The sequence below is a fragment of the Paraconexibacter algicola genome (assembly GCF_003044185.1).
GTDB lineage: Bacteria > Actinomycetota > Thermoleophilia > Solirubrobacterales > Solirubrobacteraceae > Paraconexibacter > Paraconexibacter algicola.
Map to the genome: position 1 here is coordinate 2,691,185 of NZ_PYYB01000001.1, position 15,946 is coordinate 2,707,130.

At 75.0% G+C, this 15,946-nt stretch carries 14 protein-coding genes; 10 read left to right on the forward strand and 4 right to left on the reverse strand.

Translation table 11 applies throughout. The features are described from left to right. Positions 1-12 precede the first annotated feature (12 nt). Positions 13-1,224 (reverse strand): alanine racemase, encoded by a 1,212-nt coding sequence (locus C7Y72_RS12685; protein WP_233243825.1) that lies wholly within the window; start codon positions 1,222-1,224, stop codon positions 13-15. 22 nt (positions 1,225-1,246) lie between these two features. On the opposite strand from C7Y72_RS12685, the gene C7Y72_RS12690 reads away from it, so the two are divergent. After that, entirely contained in the window at positions 1,247-1,858 is a 612-nt protein-coding gene (locus C7Y72_RS12690; protein ID WP_107569081.1) for a hypothetical protein, read from the forward strand. Between the two features lie 24 nt (positions 1,859-1,882). Here the strand turns inward: C7Y72_RS12690 and C7Y72_RS12695 are convergent, their stop codons facing one another. Next, positions 1,883-2,086, reverse strand: a complete 204-nt coding sequence (locus C7Y72_RS12695; protein WP_107569082.1) for a DUF6458 family protein — start codon at positions 2,084-2,086, stop codon at positions 1,883-1,885. Positions 2,087-2,126: 40 nt separating this feature from the next. On the opposite strand from C7Y72_RS12695, the gene C7Y72_RS12700 reads away from it, so the two are divergent. From C7Y72_RS12700 to C7Y72_RS12710, 3 genes are all read left to right on the forward strand, one after another. After that, entirely contained in the window at positions 2,127-3,281 is a 1,155-nt protein-coding gene (locus tag C7Y72_RS12700) for an acyl-CoA dehydrogenase family protein (protein WP_107569083.1), read from the forward strand. 22 nt (positions 3,282-3,303) lie between these two features. Further along, positions 3,304-3,957, forward strand: a complete 654-nt coding sequence (locus C7Y72_RS12705) for a metallopeptidase family protein (RefSeq protein ID WP_199223931.1) — start codon at positions 3,304-3,306, stop codon at positions 3,955-3,957. 91 nt (positions 3,958-4,048) lie between these two features. Beyond that, complete coding sequence (locus C7Y72_RS12710) at positions 4,049-4,903, forward strand: PDDEXK family nuclease (protein ID WP_107569084.1); 855 nt, start codon at positions 4,049-4,051, stop codon at positions 4,901-4,903. 71 nt (positions 4,904-4,974) lie between these two features. Here C7Y72_RS12710 and C7Y72_RS12715 read toward each other — a convergent pair whose 3' ends face one another. Continuing rightward, positions 4,975-6,372, reverse strand: coding sequence for a class II 3-deoxy-7-phosphoheptulonate synthase (locus C7Y72_RS12715; protein ID WP_107569085.1), 1,398 nt, complete (start codon positions 6,370-6,372; stop codon positions 4,975-4,977). Positions 6,373-6,474: 102 nt separating this feature from the next. Here C7Y72_RS12715 and C7Y72_RS12720 point away from each other — a divergent pair, with 102 nt between their 5' ends. From C7Y72_RS12720 to C7Y72_RS12745, 6 genes are all read left to right on the forward strand, one after another. Next, positions 6,475-9,180, forward strand: a complete 2,706-nt coding sequence (locus tag C7Y72_RS12720; protein ID WP_107569086.1) for a TIM-barrel domain-containing protein — start codon at positions 6,475-6,477, stop codon at positions 9,178-9,180. Positions 9,181-9,306: 126 nt separating this feature from the next. Next, on the forward strand, positions 9,307-10,473 hold the full coding sequence (locus C7Y72_RS12725; protein ID WP_107569087.1) for an acetyl-CoA C-acyltransferase: 1,167 nt from the start codon (positions 9,307-9,309) through the stop codon (positions 10,471-10,473). Between the two features lie 61 nt (positions 10,474-10,534). Then, positions 10,535-11,440 (forward strand): ABC transporter ATP-binding protein, encoded by a 906-nt coding sequence (locus C7Y72_RS12730; protein WP_107569088.1) that lies wholly within the window; start codon positions 10,535-10,537, stop codon positions 11,438-11,440. Continuing rightward, positions 11,437-12,210, forward strand: a complete 774-nt coding sequence (locus C7Y72_RS12735; RefSeq protein ID WP_107569089.1) for an ABC transporter permease — start codon at positions 11,437-11,439, stop codon at positions 12,208-12,210. The genes C7Y72_RS12730 and C7Y72_RS12735 overlap by 4 nt, the downstream gene beginning before the upstream one ends. Continuing rightward, entirely contained in the window at positions 12,207-13,799 is a 1,593-nt protein-coding gene (locus C7Y72_RS12740; protein WP_107569090.1) for a phytoene desaturase family protein, read from the forward strand. The genes C7Y72_RS12735 and C7Y72_RS12740 overlap by 4 nt, the downstream gene beginning before the upstream one ends. Before the next feature lie 98 nt (positions 13,800-13,897). Further along, positions 13,898-14,515: a regulator of G-protein signaling domain-containing protein gene (locus C7Y72_RS12745; RefSeq protein ID WP_146175362.1), complete on the forward strand. Its 618-nt coding sequence runs from the start codon at positions 13,898-13,900 to the stop codon at positions 14,513-14,515. Positions 14,516-14,530: 15 nt separating this feature from the next. Here C7Y72_RS12745 and C7Y72_RS12750 read toward each other — a convergent pair whose 3' ends face one another. Beyond that, positions 14,531-15,922, reverse strand: a complete 1,392-nt coding sequence (locus C7Y72_RS12750) for a wax ester/triacylglycerol synthase family O-acyltransferase (protein WP_107569092.1) — start codon at positions 15,920-15,922, stop codon at positions 14,531-14,533. Positions 15,923-15,946: the final 24 nt, after the last annotated feature.

The following is a 15,946-nucleotide window of genomic DNA, read 5'->3' on the forward strand; positions in this document are numbered from 1 at the left end:
TCGGGCTCGGGCTCACGCGAACGTGCGGCCCTCGCCCCGGTAGGTCGGCACGCTGCGCTCCACCACGTCCCCGCGGACGAGGTGGAGCGTGTCGAACCGCTCGCACAGCTCGCCCGCCTTCGTGTGGCGGAACCAGACCCGGTCGCCGACCGCCAGCCGGTCGGCGACCGCGCCGAGCAGCGGGGTCTGCACCTCGCCCGCGCCCTCGCGGCCGTCGAGCCGCAAGCCGGCGGGCAGCACCGGGGTGGGGAGCCGATCGGCACCCGCCGCCCCGGAGGCGTGGTAGCCGCCGCCGAGCACCGTCGCGATCCCCGGGGCGGGACGGCGCACGACCGGCAGCGCGAACAGCGCCGCGGGCCGGCCGACCCAGCCCGCGTAGGTGTCGAAGAGCGTCGGGGCGTAGAGGCCGCTGCCGGCGGCGAGCTCGGTGACGGCGGTCTCGCGCGCGGTCCGCTCCAGGGAGCCGGTGCCGCCGCCGTTGACGAACTCCAGCGGGGCCACCGCCCGGACGGCGGCGACGACCGCGGCCCGGCGGCGGGCGAGCTCGCGTGCGCTGCCGCGCTGCATCAGCTGGATCGCCGCGGCGGCGAGGCGGCTCGGCGGCGCGTCGCCGACCCCGGCGATCTGCGCCTCGTAGCTCATGAGGCCGACGAGGCGCGCCCCCGGATGGGCGACGACCGCCCGGGCGAGCGCGGTCGCCGCGCCGGCGTCGTGGACCGGGGAGCGGCGCACCCCGAGGTGCACGCGCCCGCCGAGCGGCCGCCAGGACGCGTCGAGGTCCAGGGCCACCCGGATCGGGTGCGCGCCGTCGACGGGCAGCAGTCCCAGCTGCGCGACGTCGTCGACCATGATCGTCACCCGTTGCGCCGCGACCGGGTCGGCGGCGAGCGCGGCGAGCGCGTGGCGGTCCGCGGTCGGGTAGGCGACGAGGACGTCGTCGTGTCCCGCGCCTGCGAGCCACAGCGCCTCGGGCAGCGTGAACGCCATGACGCCCGCGAAGCCGTCGCGGGCGAGCACGTCGTCGAGGATCGCGCGACAGCGCACGGACTTGCTCGCCACGCGGATCGGCCGGCCGGCCGCGCGCGCGACGAGATCGCGGGCGTTGGCCTCCAGGGCGTCGAGGTCGACGATCGCCAGCGGCGGCTCGAGCCCGGCGGTCGCCCGGTCGTAGCGGGCGCGCAGCGCGTCGGGGGATGGCGCGGGGACGGTCGGGGAGGAGCTCACCGCCTGCGATCATTCCAGGGGCATGCGCCGCTCGCCCGCCCTGCTCGCCGTGGCCCTGAGCCTGACGCTCGTCGCGTGCGGCGGGGACGAGGACGACGGCGGGCGCGCCGCCGCCCCGCCCGCCGCGGCCGCGACGCCGACGCCCGACCCGGGCACCACGACACCGCGCGCGCCGCGCGGGCGCAGCCCGCTGGAGCTGCCGCCGGGCGTGCCGAGCACGCCGCGCAGGCCGCGGACCTCCCAGGAGGACCGGGACGTCATCACCGGCTGGGCGCGCGCGCTCGCCGCGGGCGACGTCGCCGGGGCCGCCCGCTTCTTCGCGCGGCCGTCGCTGGTGCAGAACGGGACGCCGGTCGTGCGGCTGGACTCGTTCCGCTCGCGCGTCGCGTTCAACCTCGCGCTGCCGTGCGGCGCCCGCCCCGTCCGCTTCGGGTCGGGGGACGGCTACAGCATCGTCGAGTTCGCGCTCTCCGACCGGCCGGGCGGGGACTGCGGGGGCGCCACCGGGCAGCGCGCCCGGTGCGCCATCAAGGTCGACGACGGGCGCATCACCGAGTGGTACCGGCTCCCCGACGACCCCGCCGACGACGCGCCGGCGCTGCCGGAGTTCGACGGGGACGTCAGCGAGGCCTGAGCGGCCACGCGCCCGGACGAGCGGTCAGTACACGTCGCGACGGTCGCGCACGACGACGGCGTCGCGGCGACGTCCCATGTCGAAGAGCGCGAGGAGGATCCCGAGCACGCCGACGGCGGTGAGGATCGTGCCGACGGTCGTCAGGTCGACGCCGTCGATCCGGTCGGTGACCGCGAAGCGCAGGATCAGGCCGGCGGTGAGGAGGAAGAGGGCGGGTCCGAGAGGCATGTGGGCGGGATTGCCCGGATCCTCCCCGTACCATGCAGGGATGACCGCCACCGCGTTCCCCGATCTCTACGACATCCCGCAGGAGCTCCTGGACTTCCGGGATCTCGTCCGGCAGCTGGCGCAGGAGCAGATCGCGCCGCGCGCGGGGGACATCGATCGCACCGGCGAGTACCCGTGGGACATCCGCAAGCTCCTGGGCGAGCAGGACGTCCTGGGCCTCCCGTTCGAGGCCGAGTACGGCGGCACCGGCACCGGCACCCTGATGCTGCAGATGGCGGTCGAGGAGATCGCGAAGGTCTGCGCGTCGAGCTCGCTCATCCTCATGATCCAGGAGCTCGGCTCGCTCCCGATCACGCTGTTCGGCAACGAGGAGCAGAAGCAGCGCTTCCTGCCGCGGCTGGCCACCGGCGAGATCTCCCCGGCGTTCGCGCTGTCGGAGCCCGAGGCGGGCTCGGACCCGGCGTCGATGCGCACGTTCGCCAAGCGCGACGGCGACGACTGGATCCTCAACGGCACGAAGAACTGGATCACCAACGCCGGGATCGCCGACTACTACGTCGTGTTCGCGAAGACCGACCGCGACAACAACCGGATCAGCGCCTTCATCGTCGAGTCCGACCGCGACGGCGTCGACCCCGGCAAGAAGGAGCACAAGCTCGGCATCAAGGGCTCGCCGACCGGCTCCCCGACCTTCACCGACGTCCGCATCCCGGCCGAGAACCTGCTCGGCGTCGAGGGCAAGGGCCTGTCGGTGGCGCTCGGCACGCTGGAGCGCACGCGGCTGGGTGCGGCGGCGCAGGCGGTGGGGATCGCGCAGGGTGCGACGGACTACGCCAACGAGTACGCGAAGGAGCGGATCGCGTTCGGCAAGCCGATCAACCAGCTGCAGGGCCTGCAGTTCAAGCTCGCCGACATGGAGACCGGGACCGCCGCGGCGCGTGAGCTGCTCTACAAGGCGTGCACGATGGTCGACCGGGGCGTCCCGGGCGTGGGGAAGTACACGTCGATGGCGAAGCTGTTCGCGTCCGACAACGCGATGAAGGTCACGGTCGAGGCGATCCAGGTGCTGGGCGGCTACGGCTACGTGAACGAGTACCCCGTCGAGCGGATGATGCGAGATGCGAAGATCACGCAGATCTACGAGGGGACCAACGAGATCCAGCGCGTCGTCATCGCCCGCGCGATGGCGAAGTGACGAGCCAGGGAGCGAGAGTGCCGTGAAGTTCCGCCGACCGTCAGAGCTGTTCCCCGTCCAGCGGACGCTGCTGGCGGCCGGTGTCGCCCTGTCGCTGGGCCTGACCGCGATCGTGCTGCTCGACGGGTGGCACCCCAACGGGGCGATCCGTCTCGTCGAGGGGATCGCGGTCGTGGTCGTCCTCGCCTCGGCGCTGTTCGGCGCGATGGGCATGATCGGCCTGAAGCTCGCCGACTGGCAGGAGCCCGCCGACGAGGACGAGTTCGAGCGGGTCGTCCAGGAGGCCGAGCGGCTCGCCCGCCAGGGCACGGCCGCCGAGCCCGACGAGTCGGAGTTCCTCGACCTCGACCCGTACGACGACCAGGACTTCGAGGAGCTCGTCCGCGACGCCCTGGACGACCTGCCCGACCTGCTGCGCCCGCTGCTGGAGAACCACAACGTCGCGGTGGTCATCTCCGACGGTGGCCGGCGCAACAAGGCGTACGGCCTCTACCACGGGGACGGGGCGACCCGCGACGAGGTCCCGGACCGCATCGTCATCTACCGCGACACGCTGCGCCGGGACTTCGGGCACGACGCGGACCTGCTGCGCGAGCAGGTGACGATCACCGTCCGGCACGAGCTCGCCCACCACGTCGGCTTCGACGAGCTCGGCGTCCGCGACCTCGGCCTCTAGCGCCCCCCGCCCGCCCGCGCCCGCCGCCGTCGAACAGGGAGTTCTTCGGCCCAGGGGGGAGCAACTCCCTGTTCGGCGGCCTAGAGGGGTCATGGATCCCCTCAGGGCACGCGCGTCGAGGCAGCTCGGACTCGTCGCGCGCTGGCAGCTGCTCGCCGACGGCGTCCCGCGGAGCACGATCGACGGCCGGGTGGCGGAGCTGCGGGCGCTGCACGCCGGGGTCTACCTGACCGGTTGGGCGCCGGCGACCCCCGAGCAGCGCCGGTGGGCGGCGACGCTCACCGCGCCGTGGACGGTGCTCAGCCACGAGTCCGCCTGCCTGCAGTGGCGCCTGCTCGACCGTCTCGCGGGGCGGGACGTCGTCACGCGGCCGGGCGCGCACGGCGTCGAGCTCCACGACGGCCTGCGTGTCCACTACTCGACGCTGCTGCGCGGCAACGTCGCGCGGGTCGCGGGCTTCGCGATCACGACGCCGGAGCGGACGATCATCGACTGCTGGCCCCGCCTGGGGGCCTGGCAGCGCCGCACGATGCTGCGCGAGGCGCTGCGGACGCGCAGGACCACGGTCGCGCGGCTGCAGCTCGTGCTGCGCGGGCACCGGGGCCGCCGGGGCGTCGGGCAGCTGCGGCGGCTGCTGCGGGAGTGGTCGGCGCTCCCGTTCGATCGCTGCCGGTCCGACGCCGAGGCGTACGCCCTGACCGTGTTCGCCAGGCACGGGATCCCGATCCCGCTCGTCAACACCCGCGTCGCCGGGGAGGAGGCGGACTTCCACTGGCCGGAGCGCAGGCTGATCCTCGAGCTCGACGGCCCGCAGTGGCACCGCTTCAAGGAGCTCGACGCGCGCAAGACCGCGGCCTGGGTCCGTGCGGGTCAGACCGTCCGCCGCCTCCCGACCGACCTCGTCTTCGCCCCCGACGAGGCACCCCTCCTCGCCGCCGCCAGCTGACCCCACCCGTCGAACAGGGAGATGTTCGGCCTCACGGCGCAGAACTCCCTGTTCGGCGCGTGGACCGACCGTCAGGCGCGGGCGCTCGGGCGCTCCTCGCGCAGCATCTCGGCGACGAGGAACGCGAGCTCGAGCGACTGCTGCGTGTTCAGCCGCGGGTCGCAGGCGGTCTCGTAGCGGGAGCCGAGCATCTCGTCGGAGATGTCCTGCGCGCCGCCGAGACACTCGGTGACGTCCTCGCCGGTGTGCTCGACGTGGATGCCACCCGGATGCGTGCCGAGACGGCGGTGCACCTCGAAGAACCCCTTGACCTCGTCGACCACGCGGTCGAAGCGCCGGGTCTTGTAGCCGCTGGGCGACTCCTCGGTGTTCGCGTGCATCGGGTCGCACTGCCAGACCACGAGGTGGCCGCTGTCGCGGACCGCCTCGACGATCGGGCCGAGCGTGTCCCGGACCTTGTCGTTGCCCATGCGGGAGACGAGCGTCACGCGGCCGTCGACGCGGTGCGGGTCGAGCTGCTCGACCAGCGCCACGGCGTCCTGCGGCGTCGTCGTCGGGCCGATCTTCACGCCGACCGGGTTGGCGATCAGCGACGCGAACGCGACGTGCGCGCCGTCGAGCTGGCGCGTGCGCTCCCCGATCCACAGCTGGTGCGCGCTCAGGTCGTACAGGCGGCCCTGGTCGAGGCGCAGCATCGCGCGCTCGTAGTCGAGCACGAGCATCTCGTGCGAGCAGTACATCTCGACGGTGCGCAGCGAGGAGTCGTCGACCCCGCAGGCGGTCATGAACCGCAGCGACCGGTCGATGTCCTGCGCGACGCGCTCGTAGCGCTCGCCCGCTGCCGACTCGGCGACGAAGTCCATGTTCCACTCGTGGACGTGGTGGAGGTCGGCGAGGCCCGCGCCGGTGATCGCCCGGGTGAGGTTGAGCGCGGCCGACGCGTTCGCGTAGGCACGCAGCATCCGGACGGGGTCCGGGCGGCGCGCCTCGGGGGTCGCCTCGAACGCGTTGACCATGTCCCCGCGGTAGGAGGGGAGGCCCAGCGCGTCGGTGTCGGAGGACCGCGGCTTGGCGTACTGGCCCGCGATGCGCCCGACCTTCACGACCGGCATCGACGTGCCGTAGGTGAGGACGACCGACATCTGCAGCAGCGTGCGGATCGTCCCGCGGATGTGCGGCTCGGTGTTGTCGACGAACGTCTCGGCGCAGTCGCCGCCCTGGAGCAGGAACGCCTCGCCGCGGGCGACGGACGCGAGCCGCTCCTGGAGCCGGTCCACCTCGGTCGCGACCGTGATCGGCGGGACGCTCTCGAGCAGCGCGCGGACGCGCGCCGTGTAGTCCGGGTCGGGCCACGACGGCTGCTGGAGCGCGGGCCGGGAGAGGGCGTCGTCGAGCGCGGACCGCAGGTGCGGCGGGAGCGGGGGGAGGTCCGGGAGGGTCTCGACCGGGATGTCGACGGTCCAGTTCACCCACGGGAATCTAGGGGTCCGGCCGTCCGGGCGGCTCGCCCGTCCCCCGACGGGCGTACGCCAGCGTTCATCTGAGGGGTGGGATCTGTCACGATCGCCCGCATGCTTCGGGGGACGTGGCGGGGTGGACCGGCCCGGTGGGCGTGCTGCGGCGCGCTCTCGCTGGGCCTGCTGGGCGCGGGGCCGCAGACGGCCCTCGCCGCACCGGTGATCGACGACGACCGCATCGCCGTCACCGGGCTCGGGCCCCGGCCCGCGACCCTCGTCGTCGACCGCGCCCCGCTGCGCCTGACCGTCCGCGAGGCGGACGGGACCGTGCTGCTGCGCTCCACCGCCGCCGACGGCCGCGGCCCGACGCCCGTGCTCGCGCTCGCCGACCCGCAGCCGCTCGGCTCGAACCCGCTGCTGCCGACCGCCACGCGCTACGCCCCGCTCGTCGTGACGCTCGGCGCGCGACTGCGGACCGAGTGGCCCGCCGGCCCGTGGGAGGCCAACACGCTCACCGGCACGCTCGCGGGCACGCGGGTCGCCGCCACGCGCGTCGTCGCCGCCCGCGCCGAGGGCGACGGGGCCGCGCTCGAGCTCGCGACTGACGACCCCGGCGGCACGACCGTCGAGCTGCGGCTGCTGCCCGCCGCCGACGGTGCGGTGCGGATGCGCGTCCGTGCGCTCGGCCGCGCGGTGCCGGTCGCCGCGGTCGCCGCGAGCTTCGCCAGCCCCGACCGCGACGAGCGGTTCCGCGGCTTCGGCGGCCGCCACAACGCGCTGGACCAGCGCGGACAGGCGCTGCTGGGCTGGATCCAGCAGCAGAACCTCGGGGCGGGCCCGCTCGGCCCCGGGGTCGCCGCCGTCCCGGGCACCGGCGGCGACCGCTACCTCTTCCCCAACGGGCCGACCGCCGCGTACAGCGTCAGCCCGTCGTTCCTCAGCAGCCGCGGGTACGGCTTCCTGCTCGAGCGCGACGAGCTCTCCAACTGGCGGATGGCGTCCGACCGACCGGACGCCTGGCAGGTCGAGGTCGACGGCAGCGCGCTCGACGCCCGCGTCGTCCCCGGCGACGCGCCGCGCGCGATCGCCGCGCTGACGACCGTCACGGGCCGCCAGCGCGTCCCGCCGCGCTGGGCGGTCGAGCCGATGCTCGACCGCTCCACCGTCGCGTTCACCGGCAACGCCGCCCAGTACCTGCGCAGCGTCCGTGACGACCTGCGCCGGCTCGCCGAGCTCGACATCCCGATCGGCGCGTACCGCATCGAGGGCGCCGCCCAGCTGGCCCCGCAGGACCTGCGCGAGCTCGTCGCCGAGCTGCGGCGCCGCGGGATCCGGCCGATCGTCTACTTCCGCCCGTTCGTCAGCCAGGACGGGGCCGGCACCGAGCAGCCGGAGGTCTACGACGAGGCGATCCGGCGCGGCCTCGTCGTCCGCAACGGGCTCGGGCAGCCGTACCTCTTCCCCGGGAACTTCCTCGGGGTCAGCGCCCTGCTGGACTTCACCAACCCGGAGACCGTGCGGTGGTGGACCGCCCGCATCCACGCGGCGCTCGACGCGGGCGCCCAGGGGTTCATGCAGGACTTCGGCGAGCAGGTCCTCAGCGACATGGTCTTCCACGACGGCCGCCGCGGCGACGTGCTCCACAACCGCTACCCGGAGCTCTTCCACGGCGTCACCCGCCGGGCGCTCGACTCCTGGGAGCGCGCGAACCCGGACCGCGGACCCGTCTGGTTCTTCACGCGCGCCGGGTACCTCGGCCTCGACGGCAGCGCCCGGCACGAGCACGGCAGCTTCGCCGGCGACGGCAACACCGACTTCAGCCGCTCCAGCGGCCTCGCCTCGCAGGCGCCGGACATGCTCAACCGCGGCATCGCCGGCCAGTACGGCTTCACGACCGACATCGGCGGCTACTTCGACTTCGTCACCCCGGAGACGACGAAGGAGCTGCTGCTGCGCTGGGCGCAGTGGGCGGTCTTCTCGCCGTACTTCCGCCTGCACGGGTCGATCAACAGCGGCACGCACGTGCCGTGGAACTACGACGAGGAGACCGTCGCGCGCTACCGCGACCTGTCGCGGCTGCGCGTCCGCGCCGCCCCGCTGCTGCACGAGCAGTTCCGGCGCGCCGCGCGCACCGGGCGCCCGGTCGCGGCCCCGCTGTGGCTCGCGGCGCCGGACGCGCCCGGTGCGGCGACCGCCGACCAGGAGTGGATGGTCGGACCCGACCTGCTCGTCGCCCCGGTCGTGACCGAGGGCGCCACCACCCGGCAGGTGCCCGTCCCGTCCGGCTGCTGGGAGCACGGGGAGACCGGGGAGCGGCTCGACGGCCCGGCGCTGCGGACCGTCGACGCCCCGCTCGGCCGCCTGCCGTGGTTCGTGCGCTGCGGCACCGCGCCGCTGGAGGCCGCCGCCGCGCGCGAGCGCGCGGGCTGCCGCGACCGCCGCGCCCCGGCCTCGCGGATCACCACGGTGCGCCTCGCCCGCGGCCGGGTCGCCGTGCGCGGCACGGCGACCGACCCGGGCTGCGCGCGCCGTCGCGGGGTGCGGCGGGTCGCGGTCGCGGTCGCGCTCGAGACCGCGGGCCGGTGTCGCTTCCTCACCGCGGCGGGACGCCTGGAGCGTCCGCGCGACTGCCGCCGGATCGCCTACCTGCCCGCGACCGGGACCGCCCGGTTCGCGCTGGACCGGCGGGTCCGGTCGCTGCCGGCGGGCCGCTACCGCGTCTGGGCGCGGGCGACCGACCGGTCGGGCAACGTCGAGCGCACGGGCGTCGGGGACGCCCGCCGCGCGCGCTTGCGTTCTTCCGCACAAGCGCTGCGCTAGCATCGGGGACGGGCCGCGATCGCAGCGACGACCGGCCCGTCGGACCCCGTGGAGTGAGACCGCCGGGGACACCAACGCCCGTGGAGTGAGACCGCCGGGCATCACCACCGAAAGGACACACCCCTCATGTCACATGCCGTCATCGTCGATGCGGTCCGGACGCCCGTCGGGCGCGCGTTCAAGGGCTCCATGGCGAGCCTGCGCCCCGACGAGACCCTCGCGTTCGTCATCGACGCGCTCCTGGAGCGCACCCCCGGCGTGGATCCGGCCTCCGTGGAGGAGGTCGTCGCGGGCTGCGGCCTGCCGCAGGGCCTGCAGGCCAACAACATCGCGCGGCTCGCCGTGCTGCTGAGCGACAAGCTCGGCCAGGAGACCAACGGCTCGACGATCAGCCGCTACTGCGCCTCCGGTCTGGACGCCATCCGCATCGCGGCCAACAACGTCGTCGCCGGTCAGGGCGACGTGTACGTCGCGGGCGGCGTGGAGTTCGTCTCGCGCTACAACGCCGCGCAGGAGGCGGCGCACCCCGAGGACCAGAACGAGAAGCTCCAGGGCCGCGAGCCCGGCCAGCCCAACGCGTACATCGCGATGGGCCTGACGGCCGAGAACGTCGCCGAGAAGTACGGGGTCACCCGCGAGCAGCAGGACGCCTACGCGAAGACCTCGCAGGACCGCGCGGTCGCCGCCCAGGAGTCCGGCTTCTTCGACCGCGAGATCGTCCCGGTGACGCTCGCCGACGGCACCGTCGTCAGCAAGGACGACGGCCCCCGTCCGGGCACGACGCTCGAGAAGCTCGGGTCGCTGAAGCCCGCGTTCCGCGAGGACGGCACCGTCACCGCGGGCAACGCCTGCCCGCTCAACGACGGGGCGGCCGCCGCGCTGATCATGAGCGAGGAGAAGGCCCGGGAGCTCGGCCTGCAGCCGCGCGCCCGGATCATCACCGCGGCCACCTGGGGCAACGAGCCCGAGCTCATGGGCGTCGCGCCGATCGGGGCGATCAAGAAGGCCCTGCAGCGCGCCGGCATGACGATCGGCGACGTCGACCTCTACGAGCTCAACGAGGCGTTCGCCGCGCAGGTCATCCCGATCGCCGACGAGGTCGGGTTCGACTACGACAAGCTCAACCCGCACGGGGGCGCGATCGCCCTCGGGCACCCGTTCGGCATGACCGGCGTCCGCATCATGACGACGCTGCTGAACGGCCTGGAGGCCACCGACGGCACGATCGGCCTCGAGACCATGTGCGTGGCGCAGGGCCAGGGCGAGGCCCTGATCGTCGAGCGCCTGCGCTGATCCGCGCCCGACCGGCCGGGCCCGGCATCGCCGGGTCCGGCCGCGGGTAGGGTGGCGGGCGGTGTCCTCCCCGTCCGCCATCCACCTCCGCGGCGTCGTCAAGACCTTCGGCCCGATCCGCGCGGTCGACGGCCTCGACCTCGACGTCCCCGCCGGCACCTGCGTCGGCCTGCTCGGCCCCAACGGCGCCGGCAAGTCCACGACGATGAAGCTGCTCACCGCGCAGGCGATCGCCGACGCGGGCGAGCTGCGGATCCTCGACCACGTGCTGCCCGGCGACTCGAAGCTCGCCCGGGCCGAGATGGGCGTCGTGCCGCAGCTCGACAACCTCGACACGACGCTGACGGTCGAGCAGAACCTCCGCGTCTTCACGCACCTCTACCGCGTCCCGCGCGGCGAGCGTCAGGCGGCGATCGCCCGGGCGCTCGAGATCGCGAACCTCACGCAGCGGGCGGGCGCGAAGGTCACCGAGCTGTCGGGCGGCATGCGCCGGCGGCTGCTCGTCGCCCGCGCGCTCGTGCACCGCCCGCGCGTCGTGCTGCTCGACGAGCCGACCGTCGGCCTGGACCCGCAGATCCGGCAGGAGCTGTGGGCGCTGATCGACCGGCTGCGGAGCGAGGGCGTCTCGATCCTCATGAGCACGCACTACATCGAGGAGGCGGAGCGGCTCGCCGACACCGTCGTGGTGATGGCCGCGGGCCGCGCCGTCGACGCCGGGATCCCGCGCGACCTCGTCGCCAAGCACGCGGGCCGCGAGGCCGTCGAGGTCTACGGCCCGCCGGACCGGCTGACCGCCGTCGAGCGCGCCGCGCGCGAGGCGGGCGTCGCCACGCGCCGCACCGGCACGAGCGTGTCGCTGCTGCGCGCCGAGGACGCGCCCGCCGGGGTCGTGCCGCCGGAGGGGATCCGCCGCGCGACCGCCCTGGAGGACGTGTTCGTGATGCTGACCGGGGAGGAGGTCGAATGAGGACCCGCCGACTGGAGTGGGCGGCCCTGTCGGGCGTGCTCGTGCGCGAGACCATCAACTTCCGCTCGTACTGGCGCAGCGCGACGTTCAGCGCCACCGTCGAGCCGACCGTGTACCTGCTCGCCTTCGGGCTGGGCTTCGGGGCGCTCGTCGACGAGGTCGGCGGCCTCGAGTACATCCAGTTCGTCGGGACCGGCTCGGTCGCCACCGCCGTGCTGTTCAGCGCCGCGTTCGGCGCGATGTACGGCTCGTTCATCAAGCGCGAGTTCCAGCGGACCTACGACGCGATCCTGTCGACGCCGGTCGACACCGAGGAGCTCGTCACCGCCGAGATCCTCTGGACGGGGGCGCGGGCCGGGATCTACGGCTGCGTGCCGGTGCTCGTCGCGATGCTGTTCGGGCTCGACCCGGCGTTCGGGATGCTGCTGATCCCGATCATCGGCATGGTCGCGGGCTTCGGCTGGGCGGCGTTCGGCACCACGATCAGCGCGTCGGCCTCGTCGATCGAGAACTTCAGCTACGTGCAGAGCGCCGTGCTCACGCCCCTGTTCCTCACCGCGGGCACGTTCTTCCCGCTCGACGAGCTGCCGCGGGGCATCGAGATCGCCGCGTACTTCAACCCGCTCTACCACTGCGTCGAGCTCGTGCGCGACGTGACCTTCGGCATCGACCTCGGCCCCGACCTCCTGCACTTCGGCGCGCTGCTGCTGTTCGGCACCGTCTGCTGGCGCCTGGCGGTCCGCCAGACGGAGAAGCGCCTCGTCTCGTGACCGCCCGCTACGACGCCGTGATCGTCGGCGGCGGGCACAACGGGCTCGTCGCCGCCGCGTACCTGGCCCGTGCCGGCCGCTCGGTGCTCGTGCTCGAGCGCGGCCGCGAGGTCGGGGGCGCCGCCGTCAGCGTGCGCGCGTTCCCCGGGCTCGACGCGCGTCTGTCGCGGTACTCCTACCTGGTCAGCCTCCTGCCCGGGCGGATCGTCGACGAGCTCGACCTCGACTTCGCGGTGCGGCGGCGGCGGATCAGCTCCTACACGCCGGTCGCGGGTACCGACCGCGGACTGCTCGTCGACGCGCAGGACGCGGCCCGCACGCGCGCGTCGATGCGCGCGCTCACCGGCGGGGACGCCGACCACGACGGCTGGACGGCGCTGGCGCGCGACACGGTCCGGCTCGCCGAGGCCGTCTGGCCGACGCTGCTCGAGCCGCTGCCGACCCGCGAGGCGGTCCGCGCGGCGGTCGGCGACGACGCCGTCTGGGACGCGTTCGTGGAGCGGCCGCTGGGCGAGACGCTCGCCGCCCGGCTGCCCCACGACCTCGTGCGCGGCGTCGCGCTCACCGACGGGCTGATCGGCACGTTCGCCACCGCCGACGAGCCGTCGCTGCGGCAGAACCGCTGCTTCCTCTACCACGTGATCGGCGGCGGGACCGGCGACTGGGACGTGCCCGTCGGCGGCATGGGCGCGCTCACCGGCGCGCTCGCGCACGCCGCCCGGCGCGCCGGCGCCGCGCTCTTCCCCGGCGCGGAGGTCGCCGCGATCGCGGTCGACGACGACGGTGGCGAGGTGACCTACCGTGGCGCCGACGGCACCGTGCGGACCGTCGCGGCGGGGGCGGTGCTCGGTGGCTGTGCGCCCGCGGTCCTGGACCGGCTCCTGGAGGCCGGTGGCACGGCGGTGCGCGCGACGCGGGCCGGGGACCCGGCGCCCGAGGGCGCCCAGCTGAAGATCAACCTGCTGCTGTCGCGCCTTCCCCCGCTGCGCGACACCGCGGTCGACCCGCGCGACGCGTTCTCCGGCACGTTCCACGTCGGCGAGTCCGCGAGCGCGCTGCAGACCGCCTACGAGGAGGCCGCACGCGGCGCGGTGCCGGCGCGGCCGCCGAGCGAGATCTACTGCCACTCGCTGACCGACCCGTCGATCCTCGGGCCCGAGCTGCTCGCCTCCGGCGCGCAGACGCTGACGCTGTTCGGCCTGCACCTGCCCGCCCGCCTGTTCGCCGATCCGGCGACGCACGACGAGCGCAAGGCCCTGGCCGTCCGGCGCACGCTCGACGAGCTCGACCGCCACCTCGCCGAGCCGCTCGCCGACTGCCTGCTCACCGACGCCGACGGCGCCCCGTGCGTCGAGGCGAAGACCCCGCAGGAGCTCGACCGCGACCTCGGCCTGCCCGCCGGCAACATCTTCCACCGCGACCTGCAGTGGCCGTGGGCCGACCCCGGTCGCGGCATCGCCCCCGGCTCGTGGGGGGTCGAGACCGACTGTGCCGCCCTCCTGCTCTGCGGGGCCGGGGCGGTGCGTGGCGGCGGCGTCTCCGGCGTGCCCGGGCACAACGCGGCACGGGCCCTGCTGCAGCGCGGCTGAGCGCCGCACGCGCGCCGTCGCGCCCGGTCCGGCGACGGGGGCGCGTCGGCGCTCCGGAGCACCGCCGACGGCCCCGGCGGTGCGCTTCCATGGAGCACGTGGACGACGGGACCCTCGTCGGCGTGATCAGCCCCGCCTCCGGGCGGCGCCGGGTCGTGCTCCGCGACGCGGCCGGGGAGGAGCGTCCGCTCGGCGTGCCCGGGGTCTGGTGGGGCTGGGAATCCTCCGCCACCCGGGTGCTCGCCGATGCCGTGCTGGAGCTGCTCGCCGGCCAGGTCCCGCTGCCGCAGATGGCGTGGGACCTCGGCGCCGAGGTGTTCGGCAACGCGGCCGTCTGCCCGCCGCAGGACGACTGGGAGCTGCCGCTCGCCGAGCTCGACGCGTGGCGGCGCGGCTGGCTGCGCCGCCCGTCCTCCCGGATCCCGCTGGAGCGCGCGCTCGCCGGGATCCTGCTGCGCCGCCCCGCCGCCGTGGAGCTCGACCCGGCCACCGTCCGGGACCGCCGCGAGCGGCTCGCCTGCGTGCACGCGATCGCCGCTGCCCACGACGGCCGGCCGGTCGACCTCGTCGCCGTGCAGCTCGCGGTCGAGGCGCTCGGCCTCGGCGACCCGCCCGACTACGTGCGCCGGCTCGTCGACGAGGCGCCCGCCGGCCCCGGCCCGCACTGGTGGGCTGCGCAGCTCGCCGCGCTGACCCGCGCTCCCGCGGCGCGCTGACCCGCGTCGACCCGGCTACGGGGCCAGCGCGAGGAGCTCGTCGACGGCCTCGCGCAGCGCAGCGGCGGCCACCGGCAGGCCCGGCTCCAGGCCGGCGTGCGCGGTCAGGCCGAAGCAGACGCCCCCGTCGTAGCTCAGCACCCCGACGTTCAGGCCCTGGGTCGAGGGGTTCAGCGGCACCGACGGGTGCACCGCCAGCAGGCGCCGCCCGTGCAGGTAGAACGGCATCTGCGGGCCCGGGACGTTGGAGACGACGAGGTTGAAGGCCCGCACGCCGCTCATCGCCCGCGCCAGCTGCGAGGACAGCAGCGGCGGCGCGAGACCGCCCGCGTGGACCATCAGCGCCCCGGCGCGCACGGCCGCCGAGTCCTTGATGCGGGTCATCGTGTCGTGGACCTGCGCGATCCGCTCCGCCGGGTCCGGCACGTCGCCGGGCAGGTCGACGAGCACCGTGGAGATCCGGTTGCCGCCCTCGTCGCCGTCGCGGCGGACGCTGACCGGGACGAGCGCGACCGGGTCCCCGTCGGGCACGAACCCGGCGGCCGCGAAGTACCGCGAGAGCATCCCGGCGACGATCGCGAGGATCGCGTCGTTGACGGTGCCCCCGGACGCCCTGGCGGCCGCCTTCAGCGGCGCGAGCTCGGCGCGCAGCAGCGTGTAGCGGCGGTTGCGGCCGATCGGGTGGTTCAGCGGCGTCATCGGCGCCGCGGGGCGCTGGCGGGCGAGCTCGGTCAGCAGCTCGGTCGCGCGTCGCAGGTCCGACGCGGCCTCGCTGACCGCCCGGACGGGCTGCACGAGCCGCGTCGAGCGGCGCGTGCCCTCGCGCAGCACCCGGCCGGTGGTGTCGCGGGTGAGGTCCAGCGGGAGCCGCGCGAGGTGCCGGCGGCGGTCGTAGCGGCGCGGCGACCAGGGCTCTCCCGGCGCGAGGTCCAGCGGCTCGGGGGACGGGTCGAGGATCACGGTGCCGATGTCGACCGCGGCCATCCCGTCCACCAGCGCGTGGTGCATCTTCGGGATCAGCGCGGTGCGCCCGCCCTCCAGGCCGGTGACGAGCGTCATCTCCCACAGCGGCCGCTCGCGGTCGAGCTTGCGCGACATCTCGTGCCCGACGACCTCCCCGAGCTCCTCCGTCGTGCCGGTCGCGAGCGCCACCTGCTTGACGTGCCAGCCGGTGTCGTAGTGCTCGTCGTCGACCCACACCGGGTTCGTCAGCCCGGGGGCGGGCGACGCGAGCCGCTGGCGGTAGCGGGGGATCAGGTGCAGCCGCTCGTCCAGCCGCGCGATCAGCGACGCCCGGTCGATCCCCGGGCCCGCCTCGAAGACGAGGACGCCGCCGACGGCCATGTTGATCGGGCCCTGCTCGGCGGCGAGGGACGAGCGGTCCGCGGGGGAGAGCGCGTCGGCCATGGCGCCACCCTAACCACGAACGCG